General features: G+C 67.3%; 23 protein-coding genes. 17 read left to right on the forward strand and 6 right to left on the reverse strand.

The genetic code is table 11. From position 1 onward, the window contains the following. The first annotated feature begins 58 nt into the window (after positions 1-58). From BBJ41_RS35745 to BBJ41_RS35770, 6 genes are all read left to right on the forward strand, one after another. Positions 59-967, forward strand: coding sequence for an ABC transporter substrate-binding protein (locus BBJ41_RS35745; protein WP_069751014.1), 909 nt, complete (start codon positions 59-61; stop codon positions 965-967). Continuing rightward, positions 967-1,782: an ABC transporter permease gene (locus BBJ41_RS35750; protein WP_069751015.1), complete on the forward strand. Its 816-nt coding sequence runs from the start codon at positions 967-969 to the stop codon at positions 1,780-1,782. The genes BBJ41_RS35745 and BBJ41_RS35750 overlap by 1 nt, the downstream gene beginning before the upstream one ends. Next, the gene (locus BBJ41_RS35755; protein ID WP_156814981.1) at positions 1,779-2,567 is read left to right on the forward strand and encodes an ABC transporter permease; all 789 of its coding nucleotides are present in this window, start codon (positions 1,779-1,781) and stop codon (positions 2,565-2,567) included. Before BBJ41_RS35750 ends, BBJ41_RS35755 begins: the two co-directional genes overlap by 4 nt. Beyond that, the gene (locus BBJ41_RS35760; RefSeq protein WP_069751016.1) at positions 2,564-3,337 is read left to right on the forward strand and encodes an ABC transporter ATP-binding protein; all 774 of its coding nucleotides are present in this window, start codon (positions 2,564-2,566) and stop codon (positions 3,335-3,337) included. The genes BBJ41_RS35755 and BBJ41_RS35760 overlap by 4 nt, the downstream gene beginning before the upstream one ends. A gap of 176 nt (positions 3,338-3,513) precedes the next feature. Then, complete coding sequence (locus tag BBJ41_RS35765) at positions 3,514-4,233, forward strand: NUDIX hydrolase (protein WP_069751017.1); 720 nt, start codon at positions 3,514-3,516, stop codon at positions 4,231-4,233. Next, positions 4,199-5,662 carry an MFS transporter gene (locus tag BBJ41_RS35770; RefSeq protein WP_236872160.1) on the forward strand — a complete coding sequence of 488 codons (1,464 nt, stop codon included), beginning with the start codon at positions 4,199-4,201 and terminating at the stop codon, positions 5,660-5,662. The genes BBJ41_RS35765 and BBJ41_RS35770 overlap by 35 nt, the downstream gene beginning before the upstream one ends. Positions 5,663-5,708: 46 nt before the next feature. On the opposite strand, the gene BBJ41_RS35775 is transcribed toward BBJ41_RS35770, so the two are convergent. Beyond that, positions 5,709-6,680 carry an AraC family transcriptional regulator gene (locus BBJ41_RS35775; protein ID WP_069751018.1) on the reverse strand — a complete coding sequence of 324 codons (972 nt, stop codon included), beginning with the start codon at positions 6,678-6,680 and terminating at the stop codon, positions 5,709-5,711. 94 nt (positions 6,681-6,774) lie between these two features. Here BBJ41_RS35775 and BBJ41_RS35780 point away from each other — a divergent pair, with 94 nt between their 5' ends. After that, positions 6,775-7,608 (forward strand): oxidoreductase, encoded by an 834-nt coding sequence (locus BBJ41_RS35780; protein ID WP_069751019.1) that lies wholly within the window; start codon positions 6,775-6,777, stop codon positions 7,606-7,608. 280 nt (positions 7,609-7,888) lie between these two features. Next, a complete protein-coding gene (locus BBJ41_RS35785) occupies positions 7,889-8,725 on the forward strand; it encodes an alpha/beta fold hydrolase (RefSeq protein ID WP_069751020.1) in 837 nt (278 codons plus the stop codon). A 57-nt stretch (positions 8,726-8,782) separates the two neighbouring features. Here BBJ41_RS35785 and BBJ41_RS35790 read toward each other — a convergent pair whose 3' ends face one another. Next, the gene (locus BBJ41_RS35790) at positions 8,783-9,703 is read right to left on the reverse strand and encodes a LysR substrate-binding domain-containing protein (protein WP_069751021.1); all 921 of its coding nucleotides are present in this window, start codon (positions 9,701-9,703) and stop codon (positions 8,783-8,785) included. 165 nt (positions 9,704-9,868) lie between these two features. Here BBJ41_RS35790 and BBJ41_RS35795 point away from each other — a divergent pair, with 165 nt between their 5' ends. Both BBJ41_RS35795 and BBJ41_RS35800 read left to right on the forward strand, forming a co-directional pair. Then, positions 9,869-10,519: a LysE family translocator gene (locus BBJ41_RS35795; RefSeq protein ID WP_069751022.1), complete on the forward strand. Its 651-nt coding sequence runs from the start codon at positions 9,869-9,871 to the stop codon at positions 10,517-10,519. 57 nt (positions 10,520-10,576) lie between these two features. Further along, positions 10,577-10,951, forward strand: a complete 375-nt coding sequence (locus tag BBJ41_RS35800) for a gamma-glutamylcyclotransferase family protein (protein WP_069751023.1) — start codon at positions 10,577-10,579, stop codon at positions 10,949-10,951. A gap of 31 nt (positions 10,952-10,982) precedes the next feature. Here the strand turns inward: BBJ41_RS35800 and BBJ41_RS35805 are convergent, their stop codons facing one another. Beyond that, positions 10,983-11,690 (reverse strand): DUF3142 domain-containing protein, encoded by a 708-nt coding sequence (locus BBJ41_RS35805; RefSeq protein ID WP_069751024.1) that lies wholly within the window; start codon positions 11,688-11,690, stop codon positions 10,983-10,985. A gap of 7 nt (positions 11,691-11,697) precedes the next feature. Continuing rightward, on the reverse strand, positions 11,698-13,869 hold the full coding sequence (locus BBJ41_RS35810; protein ID WP_069751025.1) for a PA5441 family protein: 2,172 nt from the start codon (positions 13,867-13,869) through the stop codon (positions 11,698-11,700). 438 nt (positions 13,870-14,307) lie between these two features. Between BBJ41_RS35810 and BBJ41_RS35815 the strand changes: the two genes are divergently transcribed. The 3 genes from BBJ41_RS35815 (at position 14,308) to BBJ41_RS35825 (ending at position 17,372) form a co-directional block, all read left to right on the forward strand. Beyond that, positions 14,308-15,810, forward strand: coding sequence for a hypothetical protein (locus BBJ41_RS35815; RefSeq protein ID WP_069751026.1), 1,503 nt, complete (start codon positions 14,308-14,310; stop codon positions 15,808-15,810). Between the two features lie 33 nt (positions 15,811-15,843). Then, positions 15,844-16,170, forward strand: a complete 327-nt coding sequence (locus BBJ41_RS35820; RefSeq protein WP_069751027.1) for a hypothetical protein — start codon at positions 15,844-15,846, stop codon at positions 16,168-16,170. Positions 16,171-16,319: 149 nt separating this feature from the next. Beyond that, positions 16,320-17,372, forward strand: a complete 1,053-nt coding sequence (locus BBJ41_RS35825; RefSeq protein WP_069751028.1) for an AraC family transcriptional regulator — start codon at positions 16,320-16,322, stop codon at positions 17,370-17,372. A gap of 42 nt (positions 17,373-17,414) precedes the next feature. Here BBJ41_RS35825 and BBJ41_RS35830 read toward each other — a convergent pair whose 3' ends face one another. After that, positions 17,415-18,827: a 3-deoxy-D-arabino-heptulosonate 7-phosphate synthase gene (locus BBJ41_RS35830; protein WP_069751029.1), complete on the reverse strand. Its 1,413-nt coding sequence runs from the start codon at positions 18,825-18,827 to the stop codon at positions 17,415-17,417. 279 nt (positions 18,828-19,106) lie between these two features. Between BBJ41_RS35830 and BBJ41_RS35835 the strand changes: the two genes are divergently transcribed. Further along, positions 19,107-20,012 (forward strand): DMT family transporter, encoded by a 906-nt coding sequence (locus BBJ41_RS35835; RefSeq protein WP_236872161.1) that lies wholly within the window; start codon positions 19,107-19,109, stop codon positions 20,010-20,012. Positions 20,013-20,095: 83 nt separating this feature from the next. Here BBJ41_RS35835 and BBJ41_RS35840 read toward each other — a convergent pair whose 3' ends face one another. Further along, complete coding sequence (locus BBJ41_RS35840; RefSeq protein WP_069751031.1) at positions 20,096-20,857, reverse strand: 2-keto-4-pentenoate hydratase; 762 nt, start codon at positions 20,855-20,857, stop codon at positions 20,096-20,098. 276 nt (positions 20,858-21,133) lie between these two features. On the opposite strand from BBJ41_RS35840, the gene BBJ41_RS35845 reads away from it, so the two are divergent. From BBJ41_RS35845 to BBJ41_RS35855, 3 genes are all read left to right on the forward strand, one after another. Then, positions 21,134-22,369, forward strand: coding sequence for an ABC transporter substrate-binding protein (locus tag BBJ41_RS35845; RefSeq protein WP_083282125.1), 1,236 nt, complete (start codon positions 21,134-21,136; stop codon positions 22,367-22,369). Positions 22,370-22,439: 70 nt separating this feature from the next. Continuing rightward, a complete protein-coding gene (locus BBJ41_RS35850; RefSeq protein ID WP_069751033.1) occupies positions 22,440-23,309 on the forward strand; it encodes a carbohydrate ABC transporter permease in 870 nt (289 codons plus the stop codon). Then, the gene (locus BBJ41_RS35855; protein ID WP_069751034.1) at positions 23,306-24,208 is read left to right on the forward strand and encodes a carbohydrate ABC transporter permease; all 903 of its coding nucleotides are present in this window, start codon (positions 23,306-23,308) and stop codon (positions 24,206-24,208) included. The genes BBJ41_RS35850 and BBJ41_RS35855 overlap by 4 nt, the downstream gene beginning before the upstream one ends. The last annotated feature ends 2 nt before the right edge of the window (positions 24,209-24,210 follow it).

The following is a 24,210-nucleotide window of genomic DNA, read 5'->3' on the forward strand; positions in this document are numbered from 1 at the left end:
GGTCATTAGTCCCGCGAGCGTATCGGCGCCGTTCTCGCTGGGCGGCTATGTCAGCGCCATGCACGTGCAGAAGTTGCTGGAGCAGGAATTCGCGGCAGACGGCACGGCCATCTCCTGGCAATTTTTTGCCGGGGAGGGGCCGGCCGTCAACGAGGCTCTGGCGCAGGGGGCGCTCGATTTTGCCTGGCAGGGCGATTTGCCGGAAATCGTGGCGCGTTCGCGCGGCCTCGCCACAAGGCAATTGCTGGTCGCAGGTAACCGCATGCCGGTGCTGCTTGCTGCCAACAAGCGCGCCGGCATCACCGGCATCGCGTCCCTCAAGGGTAAGAGCGTCGCGAATTTCCGGGGCACCAACCTGCAGCTCAGTGTAGACCGCATCCTTGCCAGCGCGGGGCTCAGCGAGCGTGACGTGCACATCGTCAATCTCGACCAGACGACGGCGGCGCAGGCTGTCGCGCAAGGGCAGATCGACGCGACCTTTGCCGGCCTCGCATTGCCGCAACGCATTGCCGCGCGGCTCGATACGGTATTCGTCACGGGGCCGCGGACGCCCGCTTTCACGGCACAGAATTCGTTTATCGTCACGGAACAATTTGCGGCCGCCCATCCGGACGCAGTCGATCGCGTCGTACGGGTCGCGGTACAGGCCGCGCATTGGGCCTCGCAAGAGAAGAACCGCACTGCGCTGTACGAGATATTCGACAAGAGCGGTTACCCGGCCGATTTCATCCGGACCGCGTTCGACACGCTGGATCTCAAGATCTGGAACTCGCCGCTTTGGGATGGCTTTGCCGCCGCACAGCTCTCCCGCTCGACGGTCGACAGCTTCACATACGGGTTGGTGCGAACCCCGGTTTCCGTGGCGGGCTGGATCGATGCCGGGCCGCTGCGCCGGGCGTTGGCGGCGACTGGCCTGACGGGCTTCTGGCCCAGCTTCTCGCCGGACGGCCTGACGAGGCTGAGCTGATGCCTGGCATCGCGATACGGCAGTTCGTGCGCGGGCGCGGTGCGGCCGAGGCGCTGGGCGCCGTGCGGCGGCGGGGCACGGGTGGCATCGTGCCGATCGCGCTGCTGGCACTGTGGCAGCTCGCGGCGATGCGCGGCTGGGTGGCGGCGCTCGTGTTGCCCTCGCCCGCGCAAGTGGGCCAGGCGCTCGCCGCCGCCGCCGAATCGGGCGTTCTCGCCGCCGGGATGGCGGTCAGCTTGCGTCGCGTAGCGGTGGGTTACCTCCTCGGCGTGACCATCGGCCTGCCGCTCGGCATCCTGATGACGCTTTCGCCGGTGGCGCGCAAGCTCGTCGCCCCGGGCTTCTATTTCATCGTGCGTGTTCCACTGCTCGCCTGGGTGCCGTTTCTCATGGTGCTGTTCGGTATCGGCGAGACGCTGAAGCTGGTCATCATTGCCAAATCGGTGCTCGCGCCGGTCACCCTGAATACCGAGCGGGCGATGAAGTCGCTGCCGCCGGCCTGGACCGAGCTGGGACGGGCGCTGAGCCTGAACCGCCGGCAGACGCTGCGCTGCATCCTGTTCCCGGCCACGGTTCTGCCGGTTTTCGTGGGCCTGCGGCTCGGGCTCGTACAGGGCTGGGCGGCGCTGGTGGGCGTGGAGCTCCTCGCTTCGACCAATGGCATCGGCTACCAGCTCACCATGTCGCGCCAACTGTTCCAGCTGGATACGATGATGGCGCTGATGCTCGTGATCGGCGCGGTCGGCCTGTTGCTCGATCGTGGGCTGGCGCGCACCGAGCGGTCTCTCGCCCGCCGTTACGGAGGTGCACCGTGACCGTTCGGGCATGGCATGCGTCGCGCGTGGCCACCCTGGCGTTGGGTCTGGTCCTGCCTTGCGCGCTGGCCGTCATCTGGCAGCTTGCCGTCGACATCGGCGTGGTCGATGCCGGCGTCTGGGCCTCGCCCGCGCTGGTTGCCCGGGCCGTCGCCACGCAAGCGATCGACCCGCAATTCCACACGGATATGCTCGCCAGCCTGCGACGCGATGCGCTGGGCACCGTGCTCGGTATTCTGGTCGGGCTACCTGCCGGGCTCGCGCTCGGCCGCTTCCGTACGGCGCAGGCGCTGTTCTCGCCAACCCTCGACGCGGCGAAATCCGTGCCGATCTTCGCGTTCGTCCCGCTGTTGTCCGTCTGGGTGGGTTCTGGCGAGGCCGGCAAGGTCACCTTCATCGCACTGGTCGCCGCGTTGCCGGTGGTGTTCAACGCAGCCGAGGGCGCCGCGTCGCTGGCGGCCGGGCACGATGAGCTGGCGCGGCTCTACCGGTTGCGTCCGCTTGACCGGCTGCGCCGCGTGCTGTTGCCTGCGTCGCTGCCCGGCATCCTGCGCGGCGTGCATCTCGCGCTGCTTTACGGCTGGCTGGCGACCATCGGCGCCGAGTTCCTGTTCGAGGCAGGCAGCGGTCTCGGTACCAACATCATGGGCGCGCGCGAAATGTATGCGCTCGATTTCGTTACTGCCGACATGCTGGCGATCGGTTTGATCGGTATTGTGCTCGACCTCGGTTTTGCCCGCGCCGAGGCGTATCTGTTGCGCTGGCGGGGGGAGCAGGATTCATGACCAGACCACTTTTGCAACTCGCCGGCGTCGGCAAGCACTTCACGCTGGATGGACGCGCAGTGCCGGTGCTGCGCGACATCAACCTCGAATTGCAGCCCGGCGGCTTTACCGCCATCGTCGGGGCCAGCGGTTGCGGAAAATCCACGCTGCTGAGGCTCATTGCCGGGCTCGATCGGCCGGATACCGGCAGCATCCTGCTCGATGGCGCGCCTGTCGGCGCACCTTCTTCCGACTGCGGCATGATCTTCCAGGATCACCGGTTGCTGCCCTGGCTTACCGTGGCGCAGAACGTGGCGCTGGCGCTGGCCAACGCGTCGCTCTCGGCCCTCGCACGGCGGGAGAGAGTCGAGGCGTGTCTGGAACTTGTCGGGCTGGCGCGCTTTGCCAACGCATTTCCGCGCCAGCTTTCCGGCGGCATGGCGCAGCGCGTTGCGATCGCCCGTGGCCTGGCGCCGCGTCCCCGGCTGCTACTGCTGGACGAGCCCTTCAGCGCACTCGACTCCTTGACCCGCACGCGGTTGCAGACGGAATTGCGACATATCTGGGAGCGCGAGAATACCGCGATGATACTGGTGACGCATGATGTGGAAGAAGCCGTGTATCTCGCGTCGCACGTGCTGGTTCTGGCGCCCAACCCCGGCCGGATTGCAGTGGGCCATCCGGTCGGGCTGCCGCATCCGCGTTTGCGTGAAACCAGCGGGTTCGCTGCACTGAAGGCGGGCATCCTGCAGGTGCTGGAGCGGCACATCGTGCAGGACGCTGTCGCGTAACGCGGGATGACCTCGATTTTCGAGCAATTTCCCGGGCGCGAGCATCGGTTTTGGACTCTTCATTTAGCCCGTCGGTAATCGCTGGATAGGGCTGGATAGGGCTGGATGGGGCTGGACGAAATGGAACGCATTGATGAGGTAAGCTGCTTTGTTGGGAGATACTCTGATTTAGATGGATGTTCCTGGATATCAATCTGGCAGAAGACATGGAACCCGACAAAATCATTCCGAACACCGGCAGCGGGCTTGCGAGCGCGCACGCGGATGCCGGCCCGCTGCAGGCTGTCCTGGAAACGATCGTCCGTGGTGTGGAAGCTTTCCACATTCCTGCCGGAACGGATTGGCGCGACGCGAAGCGGTACCTCGCGGACGACGATGGACAGTGGAAATTCTCGGCTGTCCTGGTGGCGATCGTCGAGCGGCGCGAGCCGACGATCCTGCTGACCAAGCGCTCGTCGGGGCTCAGCGAATATTCGTCGCACGTGAGTTTCCCCGGCGGGCGTCCGGCGGAATCCGACGGCAATATCGGCGCGACGGCGCTGCGCGAGGCTTTCGAAGAAATCCGGTTGGCGCCCGGCGTCATCCGGGTGGTCGGATGCCTGCCGATTCATAAAACCCGAAAGCGCAATCACGCCATTTTTCCCGTTGTCGGCATCGTGCCGGACACCGCCGAATGGGAAGCGGCGCCGGCCGAAGTCGAGGAGATCTTCGAGTTCCCGTTCTCGACGCTGCTGAATCCCGCTCTGCCGCGGCAATACAGTGAAGGCGAGCGGGCAGGTTCGTGGTACTGGGCGGATCAGGCGCAGGACGTCTGGGGCGTGACGGCCGTCATACTGAAATCGCTGGCAGCGCTCGCGCTCGATGCTGCGCGCGATGCGCGCGGGCGGCGCGACTAGGTTCACGCATCGGGCGTTCTTCCGGCAAAGGGCACGCATGCAGATTGCAGAAACGTTCGGCGACGAAGGCTTCGACGTGCCGCGGCGCTATTTTGCAGCCGTCGCGATCCTGGTCGGCGTATTCATGTCCGCGCTGGACAGCGCGATCGTCAATATTGCGCTGCCGACCATCTCGGCCGACCTGCGGGTGAGCGCGGCGTCGGTCATCTGGGTGGCGAACGGGTATCAGGTGGCGAGCGCGGCGACCATGCTGACGTGCGCGTCTCTCGGTTCGAGAATCGGCGAGCGGCGTTTCTACACGATCGGGCTGGTGCTGTTCACGATCTCGTCGCTCGGCTGCGGACTGTCGACCACGTTCGGCGCGCTGGTCGCGATGCGGATACTTCAGGGCGTCAGCTACGCGATGTTGATCAGCGTCGGCTACGGCCTCTACAGGGTGATCTTTCCGTCCGGCTCGCTCGGAACGGTCTTCGGCATCAATGCGCTGGTGTTCGCCGTGGGAACGGCGGTCGGGCCTGCGCTGGGCGGCCTGATCGTGTCGTGGGCATCGTGGCCCTGGCTGTTCTACATCAACGTTCCGTTCGGGATGGCCGCCATCGCCTTCTCGATCACGGCGCTCGGGAAAGACACGCATCGGGAGCGGGGCTTCGACGTGCCGGGCGCGGTGACGTCCGCCGCGGCATTCGGCCTGTTCGCGCTCGCCGTCGATCAGATCGGGCGGTGGAGCGATCGCACCGTGCTCGTTCTTGGCGCGGCATCGCTCGTGCTGATGGTGTCGTTTTGTGTCGGGCAGGCGAGGGCAGCGTATCCGCTGTTGCCGCTGGATATCTTCAGGTCGCGCCGGTACACGTTCGCGGTGCTGACGTCGGTCACGATGTTCGTATCGCAGGGCATGGCATTGGTTGCGCTGCCGTTCGTCATGCAGCACACGTACGCGTACGGCGTATTGAAATCGGCGCTGGTCTTTACGCCGTGGCCGATCGCGGTCGCGCTGTGCGCGCCGTTCGCCGGGCGGCTGGCGAATCGCATCAACGCGACTCAACTGTCGAGCAGCGGCGTGCTGATCTTCTGTATCGGGATGGGTTCGCTGATGTGGTTGCCTGCGCAACCAACGGCAGGAGACTTCATGTGGCGCGTCGCGCTATGCGGCGTGGGGTACGGATTCTTCCTGCCGCCCAACAACAAGGAGATGTTCGCGAACGCGGCCAGGAACCGCACGGCGACCGCCTCCGGCGTGCTGTCGACAGCGAGAACGACGGGCCAGTCCATCGGTGCGGCGCTGGTTGCGGTGGTGATCGCACTCGTCGGCGGCGCAAGCGGGGGCGATGGCGGGCGGCAATTCCCCGTGTACGTCTTTGCGCTCGCCTGCGCGATTTCCGGGCTGTCGCTCGTCGCCAGCATCGCGCGCGTCTACCGGCAGCGCGGCTAGCGGCTGACGATGCGAGTCGGCATGCCGGCTCGTCGCCGCGCTCATCTCAATGCGACGACACGAACGTCGCATCCTCGAATGCCTCCGGAATCGCGAAACTTTCGCGCATGCGCTGCGTCTCCTTCGCCGGCGTCAGGCCGAACAGGCGCTTGAACTCCCGGCTGAACTGCGACGGGCTCGTATAACCGACCGCGTAGCCGGCCGCCTCGGCCGTCAGATCCTGACGCACCATCAACAGGCGAGCCTGATGCAGCCGCGTCGACTTCAGATACTGCATCGGCGACACCTGCGTGATCGCCTTGAAGTGACTGTGAAAGCTCGGCACGCTCATGCCGGCCTCGCCGGCCAGCAGCGGCACGTCGAGCGGCTGCGCGTAATCGGCATGGATGACGCGCAGCGACCGGCCGATCCGGCCGAATTGCCCGCGCATCGCGAGCGCGCTTCTCATCGCGCTGCCCTGCGCGCCGGTGAGCACGCGGAAATACAGCTCGCGCAGCAAGGCCGGGCCGAGCACCGCGGCTTCGAGCGGCTGCCGCATCGCCTCGACGAAACGCAGTACCGACGCGTGCATCGCTTCATCCATCGGCGTCGACATCATGCTTCTCGGCGCCTGTACGTGTTCCGCGGCGCCTTCGCGGTCGATCTGCGCCGCGAGCTCGGCGGCCATCGTGAAATCGAGGTGCAGATACAGCGCGAGAAGCGGGCGCTCGGGCGTCGCGTCGGTTTCCATGCTGAACGGGACGGGCACGGACACGGCCAGGTAGTGATGTTCGTCGTACAGGTAACGTTCGCCGCCGAAGTAGCCGCGCTTGCATCCCTGGCACACGATCACGATGCCGGGGTCGTACAGCACCGGCGTGCGCGACAGCGCGCGATTCGAACGCAGGATGCGCACGCTCGGAAGCGCCGTCAGGTTGTAGCCCTCGTCGGGCGCCAGTGCGCGCAGGAGCGCCACCAGGCGTTTCCGGTTGCGCGGCGACAGCGACGGAGGCGGGGCGGCGGGCGGTTCGATGCTCATAGCTTTGTGCAAGAAAATCAGCGGAATCCGGCTTTTTCGGTGCGGTTCGTCAGACTAGTATGCACGCATCGACCCACACTCAGGAGAAACGGACATGGCATCCGGCAACATCATGCTCATCACCGGCGTCAGCAGCGGCTTCGGTCGCGCGCTCGCCCAGGAGGCGCTGGCCGCCGGTTATACGGTGGTCGGCACCGTCAGAAGCGCGCAGGCGGCGCGGGATTTCGAAGCGCTGTCCGCGCACGCCGCGTTCGCGCGCGTGCTCGACGTGACCGACTTCGAGCGCATCGACGGCCTCGTCGCGGAAATCGAGGCGAACGTCGGGCCCGTCGACGTGCTGGTGAACAACGCAGGCTACGGGCACGAAGGGATCATGGAGGAAGCGCCGCTCGCGGAGATGCGCCGGCAGTTCGACGTGAACGTATTCGGCGCGGTCGCGATGATGAAGGCCGTCGTGCCGTCCATGCGCGCGCGCCGGCGCGGCCGCATCCTGAACATCACGTCGATGGGCGGCCACGTCACGATGCCGGGCATCGCCTATTACTGCGGCAGCAAATTCGCGCTGGAAGGTATTTCCGAAACCCTCGGCAAGGAGCTCGCGCCGTTCGGCGTTGCCGTGACCGCGGTGGCGCCGGGGTCGTTCCGCACCGACTGGGCCGGCCGTTCGATGGCGCGCACGCCGCGCTCGATCGCCGACTACGACGCACTCTTCGACCCGATTCGCCAGGCGCGCGAGGAGAAGAGCGGCAAGCAACTCGGCGATCCTGCGAAGGCCGCCCGCGCTATGCTTGCGGCGATCGCGGCCGAGCATCCGCCCGCGCATTTGTTGCTCGGCAGCGATGCGCTGCGGCTGGTGCGGAACAAGTTGTCGGCGCTGGAAGAGGAGATTCGCGCGTGGGAGGACGTGACGGTGTCGACGGACGGCTGATCGTCGGCCCGGGGGATTGCCCGAATCCGGACGCCCCGTTTCATGCAGGCGTCGTTGATGCGATGCAGCACGGCAAGCCGGCGCGTGGATCGACGGTCTGTCCGACCCGCCGTACAGCGTGTTCGGGCACGCGGGCGCTGTTCGCATTCGAGGCGTTCATTCGCCATCAGCGGAAAGGCGGCAGTCGCGTCGCACCGTGGCATCGCGGTTTCACAATAAAGGCTGATAATGGCTTCCGGCCAGCGGGCCGTGTTCATCCACCTTCAAGGAGTCATTCGCGATGCCATACGTCACTACGAAGGATAACGTCGAGATCTTCTACAAGGACTGGGGCCCGAAGGACGCGCAGCCCATCGTGTTCCATCATGGCTGGCCGTTGTCCGGCGACGACTGGGACGCGCAGATGCTCTTCTTCGTTCAGAAGGGTTATCGCGTGATCGCGCACGACCGGCGCGGCCACGGCCGGTCGGCGCAGGTCTCGGACGGCCACGACATGGACCATTACGCGGCGGACGCGTTCGCGGTCGTCGAAGCACTCGACCTGCGTAACGCGGTGCATATCGGTCATTCGACCGGCGGCGGCGAAGTGGCCCGCTACGTCGCGAAGCACGGCCAGCCGGCCGGGCGTGTCGCGAAGGCGGTGCTGGTGAGCGCGGTGCCGCCGTTGATGGTGAAAACCGAATCGAACCCCGAAGGCTTGCCGATCGAAGTGTTCGACGGCTTCCGGAAAGCGCTCGCCGACAATCGCGCGCAGTTCTTCCTCGACGTGCCGAGCGGCCCGTTCTACGGGTTCAACCGGGCCGGCGCGACCGTGCATCAGGGCGTCATCCGGAACTGGTGGCGGCAGGGGATGGAAGGGAGCGCGAAGGCGCATTACGAAGGCATCAAGGCCTTTTCGGAAACGGATCAGACCGAAGATCTGAAGTCGATCAGCGTGCCGACGCTCGTGCTGCACGGCGAAGACGACCAGATCGTGCCGATCGCGGATTCGGCGCTGAAGTCGGTCAAGCTGCTGCAGAACGGCACGCTCAAGACGTATCCCGGCTACTCGCACGGGATGCTGACGGTCAACGCGGACGTCCTCAACGCCGACCTGCTGGCATTCGTGCAGGCGTAACGGCGCCGGCGCAGGCCCGCTTCGGCGGGCCGCGCCGTTTGCCGCGCTTCGCGGGACTCAATACGAACCTTTGAAGCGGATACCCGGATACGCCAGGCGCGGCATCCGGCTCTCCAGGAACGCGTGCAGTTCGCGCACCTGCGCCGCCTTGCCCGATTCTTCCGGCCAGACGAGGTAGTACGCGTCGCCGGTGCTGACGGCCGTCTTGAACGGCAGCACGAGCTGCTTTTCGTCGATCGCGCCGGCACACAGCGCCAGGTCGCCGATCGAGAGCCCGTGGCCGGCGATCGCCGCCGCGATGCCCTGTTCGAGCATGTCGAACACCTGGCCGCGCGTGATGTCCACGTCCAGATCATGGCCGCTGCCCTTGAGCCAGCGGCGCCAGTCGCGCCGGTCGGGCGACGGATGGATCAGCTCGCACGCGGCGGGATTCGCGCGCGCGATTGCCGCGGTCGCACGCGAGCACACCGGAATCAGCCATTCGTCGAACAGCTTCACGCACTGCGTGTCCTCGCCGAACTTGCCTGCGCCGAGCAGGATCGCGCAATCGTAGGATTCGCTGAAAAAATCGACGGTGTCGACATCCATCCACACGCTCGCGATCTGCACCTCGAAGCCCGGCTGCGTCGCGCGAAATGCGGCGAGCGCGTCGAGCAGCCAGCGCATCGTGAGCGTGGAAGGCGCCTTGAGCCGCAGCACGTCGCGTTGCGTGCGGAACAGCATGCACGCCTCCTCGATCTGCCGGAAGCCGCGCCTGAGGCCTGACGCGAAACGGTGCCCTTCCTCCGTTACGGTCATCCTGGGGCCGTGACGGACGAACGGCTTCCGGCCGAAGTAGGCCTCGAGCGTCTTCACGTGCTTGCTGACCGCGCTTTGCGTCAGGCTCAGCTCTTCGGCGGCCAGCGTAAACGAGCCGGTGCGTGCGGCGCTCTCGAATGCGCGCAAAGCATAGACAGGAGGGAGCGGTTTGGCCTTCATGGGTTTCGATTGTGAATAAAACTCATGTCATGCGACAGGATTTTCCGTTTTCCCGTGGCAGCCCGGGCACGCAATACTGCGGAAAACGGTGCAATTCGCGGCGTTGGGCCTCCATGATGCCACCGTGACAGGCACGCACATCACATCATCGAACAACTTTTATTCATGTCACTTCACTACCCGCTGCTGTTCGCCTATCTTGCCGCGATCGTGCTGCTCATCGCGACGCCCGGCCCGGTCGTCATGCTCGTGGTCGGCACCGTGGCGCGGCGTGGCTTGCGTCAGGGCGTGCTGACCGCAGTCGGCGCGAATGCCGCGAGCCTCGTGATGATCGCGGCGGCGATGCTGATGGTGTTCGGCGTCGTGCTCGTCAGCGAGCGCATGCTCACCGGGTTGCACGTGATCGGTTGTGTATTCATCGCGGTGCTGGCAATCCGCACGCTGCTCGGCGAATGGCGTGCCGGCCGCGCGCCCGGCGGCAATGGCGAGGGCGAAGGCGAACCGGCATCGCGCGCGCGGCGCTTGCCCGGCGTCGTGCGCGGCTTTCTCGTCGGCATCGCGAATCCGAAGGATTTGCTGTTCTTCGTCGCGTTCTTTCCGCAGTTCGTCGGCATCACGCCGGATTCGCGCGTGAGCCTGGCCATCCTGGCCGCGCTGTGGATCGCGGTCGATTTCGCGATCCTGACCGGCTACATGGCCGCGATCAACCACCCGCTGATTCATCGCAAGCAGCGATGGATCACGGCGTCGTCTGCCAGCGTGCTGCTCGTGATCGCGCTCGCCGGGCTCGGCGGCGCGATCGCGGGCCTCGCGTAGCACGCCGGCGATCTGCGTTACGCTTCCCGTGTCCTGATTCTTGTCCCGAGCTCGATCATGTCCAGTACCGACCCGACTTTCTCCGAATCCCTTTTCTCCTACGGCACGCTGCAACTCGAACAGGTGCAACTCGCGACGTTCGGCCGCAAGCTCGACGGTCGCGCGGACGCGATGCCCGGCTACGCGATGACGATGCTGAAGATCGACGATCCGGCCGTGGTCGCGACGAGCGGGAAGACGCATCATCCCGTGGTGGGCTATACCGGCCAATCCGGCGACCGCGTCACGGGCACCGTGTTCGCGATCACGCGCGAAGAGCTCGCGCACGCGGACGACTACGAAGTCGACGCGTATCGGCGCGACCGCGTGGTACTCGAATCGGGTGTCGCGGCCTGGGTGTACGTGGACGCCAGTTCGCCGCGCGCGGGCTGAACCCCGTTCGCGCGCGGCGCCTGTCCGCCCGCTAGCGGTTGCGCAGGAACACGACGTAGCCGCGGAACCACGGGTTCGCCGCGAGGTAGCGTGGCGCGTCCCATTCGCCGCCCTGGATCACGCCGATGCGAAACGGCAGCTGCAGCCGCGCGACACGCGGCAGATACGCCGCGTAGTCGGGGATCGTGCTGCGGCCCTGGTAAGTCTGCACGACCACTTCGTCGACGATGCCGCGCAGCTGGTTGACCTGATCGGTATCGATGCGGCTGCTCCAGTCGAGCAGCCCCGTGATGCTCAACCGGCAATCGGCGGGCAAGCTCGCGCGCAGCGTCCGCAGGAATGCGAGGTAATCCTGCAGATGGCGCGTGCCCGCGTCGAAGTCGATCTGGATGCCGGTGATCGTGCGGCCCGATGCGCGCCAGCGCTCGAGCTGCGCGAGCATGATCTGCGTGACGCGCGGCGTCCAGCGCAGCGTATGCGCGCGATAGACGAGCCACACGCGCGCGTCGGGCGCGGGCGGCAGCGCCACGCCCTGCGCGATGACGCGCACCTGCGACTCGTCACGCGGCGCCGCCTCGATCTGCCCTTGCAGCACGTAGACGGTGCGGGCGCTATGGACGACCGCCTGCGGCTTCACGCCCGCCCATAGCCAGAACGCGTCGTACTGCGCGGCATCGACCGTACCGGCCAGCGCCGCGCGCGCGGCCAGCAGCAGCGCGACGGACACGATGCGCTTCATGCCGCGCTTACCAGTAGTAGCGGAGCTTCTGCGCCCACGGGCTGCCGGGATAGGTGGCCTTCAGCGTGTCGAACCAGCGCTTGCGCGTGTTCTTCGGCACGTCCTTGCCGCCGCAATCGTTGTTGCCCGACGGCGCATAGCACTTGATCGCGCGGTAGAACGCATACGCGCGGTCGTTCGGGTTCGCCTGCGCATCGGCCATCACCGTCACGTAGCTCGACATCCGCTCGTACGGCTTGCCCGCGAACTGCGACGGCGTGCTGCCGAGCGTCGGCGGCATGCGCGTGGCGGTTGCCGCTGCCGCGTTGCGGATCCACGGCGGCACCGGATCGCTTTCGAGCCCGGGCGCGGGCGGATTGACGCGCACGAAATCGGCGAGGCAGTTCAGCGCTTTCGGGTCGGCCGGATTCTGCTGGAGCGCCGTGGCGATATCGTGCGCGGACAAACACGCATAGCCGTCTTCGTTTTTGGCGCCGGCGGCGGTGAACGGCTTCAGCGCATCGGAAGGCGTGCCGGACACCAGCGCGGCATCGGCGATGAAGTCGGCGTAGTGCGAGCGCGTGAGCTCCTTGTACAGCAGCGTGTACAGCGCGGTATCGCGCAGTGCGCCGCCGGTCGCCTGGTTCTGCGCCTGGGCGCGCAGCAGGCCCGCGTTGGCCGTGCGTTGCAGCAGGACGGCGCGGATCGCGGCGTTCTGCACGGGCGAATCGTCGGCGAACACGTCGTTGACGAGCCCGGCCTGTTCCAGGTTGATCGCGAGCGCGAGTTCCAGCGCCTCGCGCTGGAAACGCAGCTTCGCGAGCGGGATCAGGTCGCGCCACAGCTGGCGCGCCTTGTCGGTCTGGCCGCTATCTTCCAGCGCGAACGCGCGCAGCGCCTGCTGGCTCAGGCCGAAGTAGTCGAGCGGCACGGCGGGCGCTTGCGGCAGCAATTCGAGCGCCGCGTCGGGCTTGTGCCCGACGTACACGTACCAGGTCGCGAGCAGATAGTCGTAGAGCGCGGGCGTGCTCGCGAAGCGGGGCTTCTGCGCCTGCAGATCGTCCAGCGTCATCGGCTTGCTGCGGCTCGAATCGCTGCTGTCCGACGTGCGCATGCGCAGCAGGTCGACGGTCGCGAGCACGGCCGGCGACTGGATCTGGCGCGCATCGAATTCCGGCCCGAACAGCAGCTTGCTGTCGAGTTCGTTCGCCAGTTGCATCAGCGGCACGTTCGAGGTCGCGGGCGACCAGCGCGCGAGCGCGTTGCCGTAGAGGTCGGCCTGCTGCGTGACGTTCCCGCCGAGCCATGCGACGCGCCGCAGCAACCCCGACGCGGACACCGCATAGCGTCCCTGCGGATACACCTTCAGGTAGGCGCGAAACACGGTGTTCGCGGCGTCGAGCGAGACTTTCGTCACGCGCGTGCGCGTCGGCGTCGGGCTGTCGTTGTCGAAGGCATTGGCCTGCGCGGCGTTCAACTGCGCGCGCCCGGCCATGTAGAGCCCGGTTTCCTTCAGCCACGGGTTCGCGCTGTGCGATGCGCTCGAGAAAGCCCGGGTCGCGCCGAGGAAATCGGCGCGGTAGAACGCATTCGCGCCGTCGAGGTAGGTGGCGAACTGCTGGCCGACCGGCGATTTGACCGCAGGCTTCGTCCATGCGGCGCTCGCACCGCCCGCCGCGCAGGTCTTCTGCGCGATGTCGGCGCGCGCCGCGCGCAGGCGCGCGGCTTCGTCGGCAGGAATGCCGCCCGCGGCGTTCAGCGCATCGCCGAACGCGTCGGCGCCCGCACTCATGCTGCGGCAGATGCTGCCTTCGCCGTCGGCGTACCGGTTCGACGGCGCACCGGCATCCGATGCGCTGCCGGCCGTGTCGGCCTGATCCTGGCCGATGTAGATCCACCCGGAAAAGTCGAGCGGGAACGGCACGATGATCTGGTTGATCCGGTCTTTCGCCGGAATGCGCTTCGGGTCCGGGAACACCTGCGCGACCTTGCCGCTGTCGACCATCAGCAGCATCGCGTTGATGCGCGTGTCGTTGGCGGGGCTCAGCATCGGCAGGTTGCCGCATGAGTAGCCGCTCTGCCGGAGCGTGGCCGGCGCGTAGCAGCCGTCGTCCCCGCTGGCATGGGCGGCGGGCGTCCAGAGCAGGCCGGCCGCCAGCGCGGCGAGCAGGTGTCGGTGCAGCAATGTGATTCTTGGCATTTTCTTGTGCTGGTGTGAGGCCGCGATGGCCGGTTCTCTCAGGGGGCGGCGTGCCCCGGCGCGTATCGTACCTCAGGGCCGAGCGCGTATCGCCGGGACGCGATTGTCTCGATCGCCGGCCCGCGAAATGGAAGTCCACTCAGTGTGGACGTAACCCCACCTTGATTCCGGACCGCCTGAATTAAGATTCAGCCGGCAGTGACGGACACCCGGCGATGGACGCTGCATCGCCGCCATCGTTGTCCGACAGGGACGTTTGCCGGAAGCGGCGTTCGCGTCGTTGCGCACGATCGAATCGATCGTGACGGAGATTCGCCGAGACGCCGCTTTCCATGCCTGTTGAATGGTATTCCTGATTAATTTGAAAATCGACGACGCCCGTCGTTGCATCGAACGGCGAGCCCGCGTGCGCCGGCAATTAAAAACAAGAGGATTCCGATGAAACCCATTACATGGATGGTCATGGCAGCCGCTCTCGCGCTGACCGCATGCGGCGGCGACGACGTCGGCACGGACGGCGGCTCGTCGTTGTCCACGCCGAACAACCCGGGGTCGCCTTCCGGTCCGTCGGCGCCCGGCGGCGGTTCGAGCGGGGGCCCGACCGGCGGCACCACGCAGCCGAAGGCCGGCTGGTCAAATGCCGCCGTCGTGGACGGCAAGGGGCCGGAGGGCCTGCCCAGCGTGACCATCGATGCGCGCGGCAACGCGCTCGCCACCTGGATGACCAACGGCCCGGCTGGCGGAACCGGCAACGAGATGTGGGGCGCGCGTTATGTACCGGGCTCGGGCTGGGGAAGCGCGACGCGGCTCGACACGGGCGACGGTACGCATTCGATGACGGGGCTGAGCACGGTCGAGCCGGAAGTGATCGGGAACGCGAGCGGGCAAGCCGTCGCGTTCTGGGCCGAATGGATGCCGGGCCCGAACACCTACGCGCTGTGGGCGCGACCGTACGACCCGAATACCGGATGGGCCGCGGCGTTCGAGCTGGTGCCGGATGTGACGGGTTCGACCTACACGGCCGGGATCGACAGCCAGGGCAACGCACTCGTCGCATGGACCCAGTCGAGCGGCGCGCTCAATACGCGCATCGCGTGGACCCGCCACACGCCGGACGGGCAGTGGTCGTCGCCCGCGTTGATCCAGATGCCGGTGCAGACCGGCCCGGGCGCCGTGACCGGCGACACCGACAACGTGAGGCCGATGGTTTCGGTGCTGTCGTCCGGTCGCGCGGTGCTGGCGTGGCGGCAGACCAACCACACGAAATCGGCGCTGTGGACGGCCACGTACGACGCGGCCAACGGCTGGACCAACGTCAATCAGGCCGTGTCGAACACGAGCCTGTTCACGACGATCATCTCGCCGGTGGCCGGCATGGACGCGAAGGGCAACGTCACGCTGGTCTGGGGGCAGCTCGACGTGACGAACCAGCAGCTCCTCACCACGACGATGTCGCAGCGCTATGCGGCCGGGGCCGGTTGGCAGCCCGCGCAGCCCGTGGCGCCCGAGATCGCGGAGCCGACGGGTTTCATCGCGACGCCGATGCTGATCGTCAACGAGAACGGCGTGGCCGCCGTGATGTGGGCGCAAGGGGGCGCGGTCCTGCAGGCGAGCGTGTCCGATGCCAGCGGAAAGTGGGGGCCGCTGCAACGGCTGACCGAACACCTGAACGGCGCGGCCGTGCAGTACCCGCCGCTGGTGATCGACGCGGCCGGCAACGCGACGGCCGCCTGGCAGGACACGGGCTTGCCCGGCGGGTCGGCCGTCATCGCGGCCAGCTACCGGAACGGCGCGTGGAGCGCGTCGACGCTGGCGGCGCAGAGCGCGTCGTGGCCGGCGCTGGCCGTCAACGCGACGGGGGCGATGGCGCTCGTCTGGCAATCGTATGTCCCGAGCATCGGTAGCCAGCTGCAGGCCAGTTTCTATAGCCCGGGCTCGTAATCGTTCCGCATCGGGAAAAACGGAGAAACAACCATGAATAAGCACTTGCTTTACCCCGTCCGGACCGCGCTGGGCATCGCGGTTGCCGGCCTGGTGTTGTCCGCGTGCGGCTCGACGCAGATGAACATGGTCGACGTGCAGACGTCCACTTCAAAGACGCTCGGGCTGGCGTCGTCGGACGAGATCACGATCGCCAACGTGCAGTACGGGAAGAAGGACGGGCTGGGCGGCCAGAAGGTGAGTTACGACGCGACGACCGGCAAGGGGCGGCGTTTCGGCTGTACGGTGTTCATGATTCCGGGGCTCACGCCGATCGATCGGCCGACGTACAACAACTGGGAATGCCATCCGCAACGCTGATGGCCGCGATGACGACGGCGCCCCGTCGCGGGGCGCCGGTCGACCGTTTTTGTGGACGATATGCCGCGCGGGCCTTGCGCCGGCGCATTTTGGTCCGATAATCGACGAACCGATTCATCCTCTCTTGTCGGTTCGATAAAAAAACTGCCATGGATCAAGCGGCATTCGTCCCTGTTTTCAAGTTTCGCACGATCGATTACCCCGAGCCGGACCGGTTCCACGTCTGGGTCAAGGACATGCTGTGCGACTACCGGCTGGATGACGACGGCGGCCACGGTGCGTTCGACGCGGAAGCGAGCGGCGCGGCGCTCGGCCCGTTGATCCTGTCGGGCCGGCACTGGCGATCGCGCGCGCCGACCTATACGGTCCGCCGGACCCCACGTCGAATCCGGCTCGACGGACAGGACTCGATCCGCTTCACGCTGCTGCTCGGCGGGCGGCTCGCGAGCCATACCGGCGGGCCCGAGCTGGTCAAGCGCGCCGGCGACCTGTTCGTGTACGACGTCGCGCAGATCAACGACTGCAAGGTCGACGCGGGCGACGTGATCAGCCTGGTCGTGCCGAGATACCTGTTGCCGGGCCATGCGGCGCACGCACACGGCCAGACGCTGACGAGCGGCGTGGGCCGCCTGCTCGGCGACCAGTTGCTGTCGCTGTTCCGCAATCTGCCGAACCTGCGCATGCACGAGATCCCGAGCATCGTGCAATCGATGTTGCTGCTGCTGGCCGCGGCGGTCGCGCCGACCGCGCAGGCGTTGCACGACGCGCGCGGCCCGATCGACAACGCGCTGGCCGAGCGGGTCCGGCGCTACGTCGACACGCATCTGCTGGAGCCCGACCTGACGCCCGAGCGGATTTGCCGGGACATCGGCGTATCGCGCGCGCGGCTGTACCAGTTGTTCAAGGAGGAGGGCGGCGTGATGCGGCAAATCACGCGCAGGCGGTTGCGTCACGCCTACCACGTGCTGGGCGATCCGCAGCGGCGCCATCAGCGCATCGCGGAGATCGCATGGGCGCACGGCTTTCCCGACGAGAAGTATTTCCACCGGCTGTTCAAGGCGGAGTTCGGCCATACGCCGAAGGAAACGCTCGAATGCGCGGCGGCGCCGGTCCTGCTGCCGTGCGATGCGGCCGCGGATCGATGGGCCGACGGCAGCCGGCTGTCGGGATGGACGCTGCCGTTCGGCGTGCTCAACAACTGAGCCGGCGGCGCGCGGCCGTCGCGCGCTGCCTGGGTGCGCGCATCACGCGCACGCGCTGCTTGCGACGCCGCCGTCGGCTGCATCGCCGATCGCGGCCCGCAAGTCGTCGATCGCCACCATCAGTTCGCGGACCTGCCGCAACGACGGATATTGATGCAGCACGGCATGCCATTGCGGCAGCGTCAGCAGTGCGTGCCAGATGACGCCGAGGCCGTCCGGATCGGCGTCCGGCTGCTGCGCGAGCGCGCTCGCGTAAGCGAGGCTCGCCTGCGCCGACAGCAACTGCATCCGGCTTGCGGCGCCCAGCAGGCGCGGCGTCGCATCCGCGGACGCATCGCAGCAATAGAGCACCTCCCGTTGCAGTGCGGCGTCGTCGGTCGTCAGCGCGCGCAGCGATGCGCCGCGCACCCGCACCGTGCCCTGGTGCGTCTCGAACGAATAGACCGTGTCCGGGTCGGCCTGCGCGAGCAGGGTCAGGCCGCGCAGCAGCCGCGACAGATCGGTCGTCGCGGCGTCCGCCGAGGCTTTCGCTTCGACGAGGAAGCGGACGTTCCAGGCAGGCGCCCGTTCGTCGCCACGCGTTCGTTCGAGCAGGACCGCGTCCCATTCGGTTTTCGCGCGATCGTGCCGCCCCGGTATCGACGACGGCACGCGCATCGATGTGACGACACGGTACGTGCGCCGCTCGTCCACCGCTTCGAGCCTGCTGGCCAGTGCGTCGAGCGCCTGCGCGGCCAGCGCCTCGACGGCCGCGCCGCGCTGCTGCGATGCGACGCCCTGCGCGACGGCGACCGTGCTGCCTTCGAGCGGGCCCTGGCGTACCCAGAGCGCGCGATACCGGCGGACGTGCTCGTCGGACGCCAGCGTGTCGAGCCGCAGCATGCGTTCGAGCGCGGGGCTGTCTTTCAGCTTGACGATGTCTTGTTCGAAAGCCGCGTCGCCGGCCATTTCAGGCAGCGCGAGCAGGTGCCGCAGCGTGGCATGAAGATCGGCCCATGACGCGGCGGTTGCGGCCGCATGCAGCCGGACGAGCCCCTCGCGTTGCCACGCCTGTGCGTTGCGCTCGAGTTTGGCCGGATGCGCGATGGAATTGACGGCCGAGTGCAGCGCGCGCCGGTCCTGATCGGCGTGCGCGGACAGCGATGCATATTCGCGCACGCTCGCTGCATCGTGCCGCAGCACCGAAGCCTGGAAGGCCGGGTCGCCGGATTGCGGGTCCATCGCGTCGCGGATCATCCGCGCGAGCGCATCGATGAAGCGCTGCCGGAGTTCGGCGCCGGGCGAGCGGCCGTCGCCATGCATCCTGCGCGCTTCGTCGATCACGAGCGCCAGGATGGTGGCCGGGTGCGTGGCTTCGTCCAGCGAAGACGCGCGCTCCAGCGGCGGCAGCCGGTAACGGCGGGCGACGGTGCGCAGTATTTCGTCGAGCAAGGCGGGAAGCGGTGTCAGCGACATGGCGGGTAGGGGCGTGAAAGCGGTTCGCGTGTTCGGTGTGCGGGGCAGTGAGCGCGATGATGTGCAACGTTAGCACGCCGGGCGGAACGTGCAGCAGGCATCGTCGAGCCGATGCAGTTCGGATGCCCCCGCCTTCGATATCGGCAATCCACATTTCGCGTCACGCTGAATCGTTCGTGCGCTGCCGTCCGCATAATCTGCCCGTACGATCCGCACCGAACGTGCCGATCCCAACCCCGTCACGGACCACGACCGCGAGCCCCCGACATGCCGCCAGCGATGACCCGCAGCCAACCCGCCGTCGTGGATCTGCTGCTGCTCCTGACGCTCTCGACGTTATGGGGCGCGTCCTACACGTTCATCCGGGTCGGCGTCGAGACGATTCCGCCGCTGACGCTGATCGCCGCGAGAACCCTGATCGCGGGTTCGGTCCTGCTGTTGTGGATGCGTTTGCGGTGCATCCCGATGCCGCGCGATCTCGCGGTCTGGCGTCGCTTCTTCGTGCAGGCGCTGCTGAACAGCGTCGTGCCCTTCACGCTGATCGCATGGGCGGAACGTTCGGTGGAAGCCGGCCTCGCGACGATCCTCAATTCGGCGTCGCCCGTTCTTGCCTTCGCCGGCACCTGGTTGATCACGCGCCATGAACAGGTGACGCCGCGCAAGCTGTTCGGCGTCGTCGCGGGGCTCGCGGGTATCTCGCTGGTCGTCGGCGTCGGTGCGTTCGAAGGACTGGGGCGGCAGCTCGTGCCGCAACTGGCGATCGTCGCGGCGACCGTCTGCTACGCGGGCGCGGCGATCTACGGGCGGTCCTTCAAGGGGTTGTCGCCCGAGGCGCCTGCCGCCGGTTCCCTGATCGTCGGCGCGATCGTGCTGGTGCCTGCCAGCGTGGTGGTCGATCGTCCGTGGACGCTGCATCCTTCGCCGCATTCGCTGATGGCGCTGGCGGCACTCGCGGTTTTCTCGACGGCGCTGGCGTTCGTCATTTACTTCCGGCTCGTGCAGACGCTCGGCTCGGTCGGTACGACCGCGCAGGCTTATCTGCGCGTGCCGATCGGCGTCGGCATCAGCATCGTGCTGCTTGGAGAGTCGCTGTCGGCATCGGCATGGCTGGGGCTCGCGTGCGTCGTCGCGGGCGTGGCCGCGATGACGCTGCCGTCACGGAAAGCCGCGCAGCAGCGTACCTGAGGACGGCAAGGAAGCGTTCATCGCGTCCATCGCACGGCAGCAAGCGGGCGGCTCGAATCGAGCCCGCCCGCGTGCCGCGCGCATCACGCCGTCAGCGTGACCGACAGGCTGCCGAGCTCGCCGAAGCGGACCGTCAACGCGTCGCCGAGCGGCACGTCGATCGCGCCCGCGTACGAGCCGGTCGTCACGATCTGGCCGGCACGCACCGCATCGCCGCGCGACGCGAGGAAATTGACGAGCCACACCAGCGGTTTCAACGGATCGCCGTCCGGGTGACGGCCGTCGATCGCGCGGTTCAGCGCGCCTTCGAACGACAGCGCCAGCGTCTCGAGCGGTACATTCAGCCCGTCGTGCACGACCGGGCCGACGCACAGCCCCTGGTTGAACTGCCCGTCGGCCAGCAGCTCGAACTTCGACGCGCGCGCCGGCTCCGCATAGCGGCAGCCGAGCACCTCGAGCACGATCCGCACTTCGCGGATCGCATCACGCACGTCGTGGTCGCTGTACGGTTGCTCGCGCGCCGGCAGGTCGCGATCGAGCACGAACGCGATTTCCGGTTCGATCCGCACGATCGGGCCGCCAACGACGCGGTACGGCGCATCGGCTTCGCGGATCGTCGACGCGAAGATCGGCGCGAGGATCACGCGGTCGGGCGGCGGCAGCGCGCATTTCCATCCGCCGACGGGTTCGCCGAGCAGGTCGGCGACGCGCTGCTGGATCGCCAGCGCGGTTTCGACGTCGTCGGGACGCAGCGCATCGGGCAGCAGCGGGCCGGGCGAGCCGGCATGGCGGGCGGCGACGAGATGCTGGGCGGCGCCGTCCACGCGTTCGGTAGTCGTTGTCATGTCGGTTGAGCGAGTTGAAAGTGAGCCGGCAAAAAAGGGCCGGACGAAAGTCGCACATCCGATGATAGCGCCTTCGGCGCGCCGACCGCTCGGTCGGGCGGCGTGCGGCCGCCCCGGCGGGCCCCCGGGATATCCCCTAGACGATCGGCGTTCCCCGGTACTTGCAAGTCGGGCGGGTTGTCGACACAATGCGGGAAAGCGCTTTCCCAAATCAATCGGACGACGGGAAACGCGGGCTTCCTGCACAACGATTCGACAACAACGTGGAGACGGCAGATGTTCAACAGGCTTCGGGCGGCAACTTTCGCAGTCCTTTCAGTGCTGGCGGCGCAGGTGTGCGCCGCGCCGGTCACGCTCGACGTGACGGGCTGGAAGGGCGGCGGCGCCGAGCCCGCCAACATGGCGGCGCTGATCGCAAAGTTCGAGAAGGAAAACCCCGACATCAAGGTCAAGTTCGAGTACATGTCGCGCAACGACACGACGACGGTCGTGTCATCGCGGCTGCAGGGCGGCAACGGGCCCGACGTGCTGATGGTCGACCGCGAACTGATGCGGCAGTGGCAGGGCGCGCATCAACTGCTGGACCTGAGCGGCGAGAAGTGGGTGCCGACGATCTGGCGCGGCGTGCGCGGCCATACGCAGATCGGCGGGAAGACCTACATGCTGCCGATGGAGCTCGTCGGCATCGGCCTGTTCGCGAACCTCGACCTGCTCAAGCGCGCGGGCGTCGCGACGGTGCCGACCGACGTCGACCAGTTGAAGGCCGCATGCGGGAAGCTCGCGGCGGCCGGCATCACGCCGATGCTGCTGCCAGCGAAGGAAGGCTGGGCGCCCGCGGCGCTCGTGATCGCCTCCGGGCTGTCGGCCGGCGGCGGCGACACGGATGCGCGCGCCGCGTCGTTCGTCGGCGCGGGCAGCGCGCGCTTCGCGGCCGATCCCGCGTTTCGCCAGTCGGTCGCCGCGCTGAAAGTGCTCGCGGATGCGAAGTGCTTCGCACCGCGCCTGAACGACGGCGTGAGCGCGTGGAGCACGGGGCTGACCGAGTTCCAGGCCGGGCGCGTCGCGATGATGCCGCAGGGCGCGTGGAATATCGCGAAGTTCAGCGCGACAAAGGGGCTCACGTTCCAGTTCGCGCCGCTGCCGGCGCTCGTGCCCGGCAACGGGCCCGTCGCGCTCGACATGCTCGGCACCGCGTGGGCGATCAACGCGGCGTCACACCAGGCCGACGCCGCGAAGAAGTGGCTCGCGTTCTGGGCGCGCTCAGACAACGACCGTCAGTTCCTCGACGCGGAAGCCGCGTTCAGCCCGTTCGAAGGCGGCACCGATGCGATGCCGACGCAGGCGCAACCGTATGCGGCCGCGCAGAAGAACGGGCACGTCGTGCTGTATCCGAAGGGCGTGTGGACCGGCACGCTGTTCACGGCGATCTGGAATTCGATGTCCGCGTATTTCCTCGACATCGGGCAGGACCCGGCGAAGCTGCTCGCCCGCTGGGATGCGGCCGCGCGATGAACCGTCCGTCCGCTGACATTTCCCGTGCCGCGCGGCGTCGCGCGGCGCGGTTCGACGAAGGAGGCGCACGATGAAGCGCAACCGGACCTTGTTGTGGTGCGCCGCGCCGGCGCTCGCGCTGTACGCGCTGCTGAGCCTGTATCCGCTGTTCAAGGCCGCGCGGATGAGCCTGACCGATTTCACCGGCGTGGGCGACGCGCACTGGATCGGGCTCGCGAATTACGCGGCGGCGTTTCGCGATCCCGCGAGCCTGCATACGCTCGCCGTCACGTTCGCGTACGCGGCGATCGTCGTGATCGTGCAGAACGGGCTCGGGCTGCTGTTCGCGGCGCTGCTGTTCTCGCTGCCGCGGTTGCGCGGCGCGTTGCGCGTCGGGCTGCTCGTGCCGAGCATGTTCTCGGCGGTGATCGCCGGGTTCGTGTGGGAATACCTGTATTCGCCGCTCGGCGGCGGCATCAACGAGCTGCTGCATCTCGTGCATCTCGACGCGCTGCAGCAGGTATGGCTCGGCGATCCGTCGGTCACGCTGCCGGCCGTCACGGCCGTGCACGTGTGGATGTACGTCGGGTATTCGACGGCGATCTTCCTCGCCGGCTACCTGAACATCCCGTCGGAACTGCACGACGCGGCGAAGCTCGACGGCGCGAACGCATGGGTGCGCTTCACGCGCATCGACCTGCCGCTGCTCGCGCCCGCCTTCACCGTGAACATCACGCTGAGCACGATCGGCGCGCTGAAGACTTTCGAGCTGCCGCTCGTGCTGACCAACGGCGGGCCGGACGGCGCGACGACCACGCTCGGGCTGCAGATCTTCCACAGCCTGTTCAACGACTACAAGTTCGGCTTCGCGAGCGCGCTGTCGATGATCATGCTCGCGATCGTCGTCGTGGTCGCGACCACGCAGAACACGATCCTGCGCCGCCGGGAGGACAACCTGTGAACGTCATCCGTCAACGCTTTCATGCGGACCGCGCAGTTGCCGGCACGTCGGGCGGCGGGCAACGCGCGGGCACGCTGCTGCGCCGCGTGCCGGGCTTCGCGCGGCTCGTCGCGGCGATCGCGATCGTCGCGATCGTGCTGTTGCCGACGATCTACATGGTGCTGATGTCGCTGCGCACCGGCGACGACATCATCGCGCGCCCGCTCGGGCTGCCCGACCATGTGTTCTTCGGCAACTACGCGGCCGTGTTCACGCAGATGAACTACTGGCGCAGCGTCGCGAACACGATCGGCATCACGCTCGCGGTCACGCTGCTCGTCGCGCTGCTGTCGTCGCTCGCCGCCTATCCGCTCGCACGCGTGAAGGGCCGGCTGTCGACCGCGGTCTACATCGTGCTGACGCTCGGCCTGACGATCCCGATGTTCGTCAGCCTGACGCCGCTCTACGTGCTGTTCCGCGATCTGCATCTGCTCAACACGTACCTGGGCGTCGTGCTCGCGTACACCGTGCAGAGCCTGCCGCTCGGCGTGTTCTTCTACACGAGCTTCCTGAAGCGGATTCCGCTCGAACTCGAAGAAGCCGCCGTGATGGACGGCTGCAGCCCGCTGCAGGTGTACTGGTACATCGTGCTGCCGCTGCTGCGGCCGATCACCGGCACGCTCGCGATGTTCGTCACGCTGTCGGTGTGGAACGACCTCGTCTATCCGCTGCTGTTCCTGACCGACTCGTCGAAGTTCACGATCACGGTCGCGGTGTTCCGCTTCATCGGCACCAACGACATCGATCCGACCAAGCTGTTCCCGGCGGCCGTGATGGGCACGCTGCCGCTTCTCGTGCTGTTCTTCCTGCTCCAGCGCAGGATCGTCGCGGGCATTACGGCCGGCGCGGTCAAGGGGTGAAA

The sequence above is a fragment of the Burkholderia stabilis genome, assembly GCF_001742165.1.
Classification (GTDB): domain Bacteria; phylum Pseudomonadota; class Gammaproteobacteria; order Burkholderiales; family Burkholderiaceae; genus Burkholderia; species Burkholderia stabilis.

Bases quoted from the DNA above. Each gene is read 5' to 3' on its own strand.
- BBJ41_RS35840 (WP_069751031.1), bottom strand. From the start codon at position 20,857: ATGACAACGACTACCGAACGCGTGGACGGCGCCGCCCAGCATCTCGTC.
- BBJ41_RS35795 (WP_069751022.1), top strand. From the start codon at position 9,869: ATGTCACTTCACTACCCGCTGCTGTTCGCCTATCTTGCCGCGATCGTG.
- BBJ41_RS35775 (WP_069751018.1), bottom strand. From the start codon at position 6,680: ATGAGCATCGAACCGCCCGCCGCCCCGCCTCCGTCGCTGTCGCCGCGC.
- BBJ41_RS35845 (WP_083282125.1), top strand. From the start codon at position 21,134: ATGTTCAACAGGCTTCGGGCGGCAACTTTCGCAGTCCTTTCAGTGCTG.
- BBJ41_RS35750 (WP_069751015.1), top strand. From the start codon at position 967: ATGCCTGGCATCGCGATACGGCAGTTCGTGCGCGGGCGCGGTGCGGCC.
- BBJ41_RS35790 (WP_069751021.1), bottom strand. From the start codon at position 9,703: ATGAAGGCCAAACCGCTCCCTCCTGTCTATGCTTTGCGCGCATTCGAG.
- BBJ41_RS35835 (WP_236872161.1), top strand. From the start codon at position 19,107: ATGACCCGCAGCCAACCCGCCGTCGTGGATCTGCTGCTGCTCCTGACG.
- BBJ41_RS35830 (WP_069751029.1), bottom strand. From the start codon at position 18,827: ATGTCGCTGACACCGCTTCCCGCCTTGCTCGACGAAATACTGCGCACC.
- BBJ41_RS35805 (WP_069751024.1), bottom strand. From the start codon at position 11,690: ATGAAGCGCATCGTGTCCGTCGCGCTGCTGCTGGCCGCGCGCGCGGCG.
- BBJ41_RS35850 (WP_069751033.1), top strand. From the start codon at position 22,440: ATGAAGCGCAACCGGACCTTGTTGTGGTGCGCCGCGCCGGCGCTCGCG.
- BBJ41_RS35815 (WP_069751026.1), top strand. From the start codon at position 14,308: ATGAAACCCATTACATGGATGGTCATGGCAGCCGCTCTCGCGCTGACC.
- BBJ41_RS35800 (WP_069751023.1), top strand. From the start codon at position 10,577: ATGTCCAGTACCGACCCGACTTTCTCCGAATCCCTTTTCTCCTACGGC.
- BBJ41_RS35745 (WP_069751014.1), top strand. From the start codon at position 59: ATGCACGTGCAGAAGTTGCTGGAGCAGGAATTCGCGGCAGACGGCACG.
- BBJ41_RS35820 (WP_069751027.1), top strand. From the start codon at position 15,844: ATGAATAAGCACTTGCTTTACCCCGTCCGGACCGCGCTGGGCATCGCG.
- BBJ41_RS35825 (WP_069751028.1), top strand. From the start codon at position 16,320: ATGGATCAAGCGGCATTCGTCCCTGTTTTCAAGTTTCGCACGATCGAT.
- BBJ41_RS35785 (WP_069751020.1), top strand. From the start codon at position 7,889: ATGCCATACGTCACTACGAAGGATAACGTCGAGATCTTCTACAAGGAC.
- BBJ41_RS35780 (WP_069751019.1), top strand. From the start codon at position 6,775: ATGGCATCCGGCAACATCATGCTCATCACCGGCGTCAGCAGCGGCTTC.
- BBJ41_RS35765 (WP_069751017.1), top strand. From the start codon at position 3,514: ATGTTCCTGGATATCAATCTGGCAGAAGACATGGAACCCGACAAAATC.
- BBJ41_RS35760 (WP_069751016.1), top strand. From the start codon at position 2,564: ATGACCAGACCACTTTTGCAACTCGCCGGCGTCGGCAAGCACTTCACG.
- BBJ41_RS35810 (WP_069751025.1), bottom strand. From the start codon at position 13,869: ATGCCAAGAATCACATTGCTGCACCGACACCTGCTCGCCGCGCTGGCG.
- BBJ41_RS35770 (WP_236872160.1), top strand. From the start codon at position 4,199: ATGCTGCGCGCGATGCGCGCGGGCGGCGCGACTAGGTTCACGCATCGG.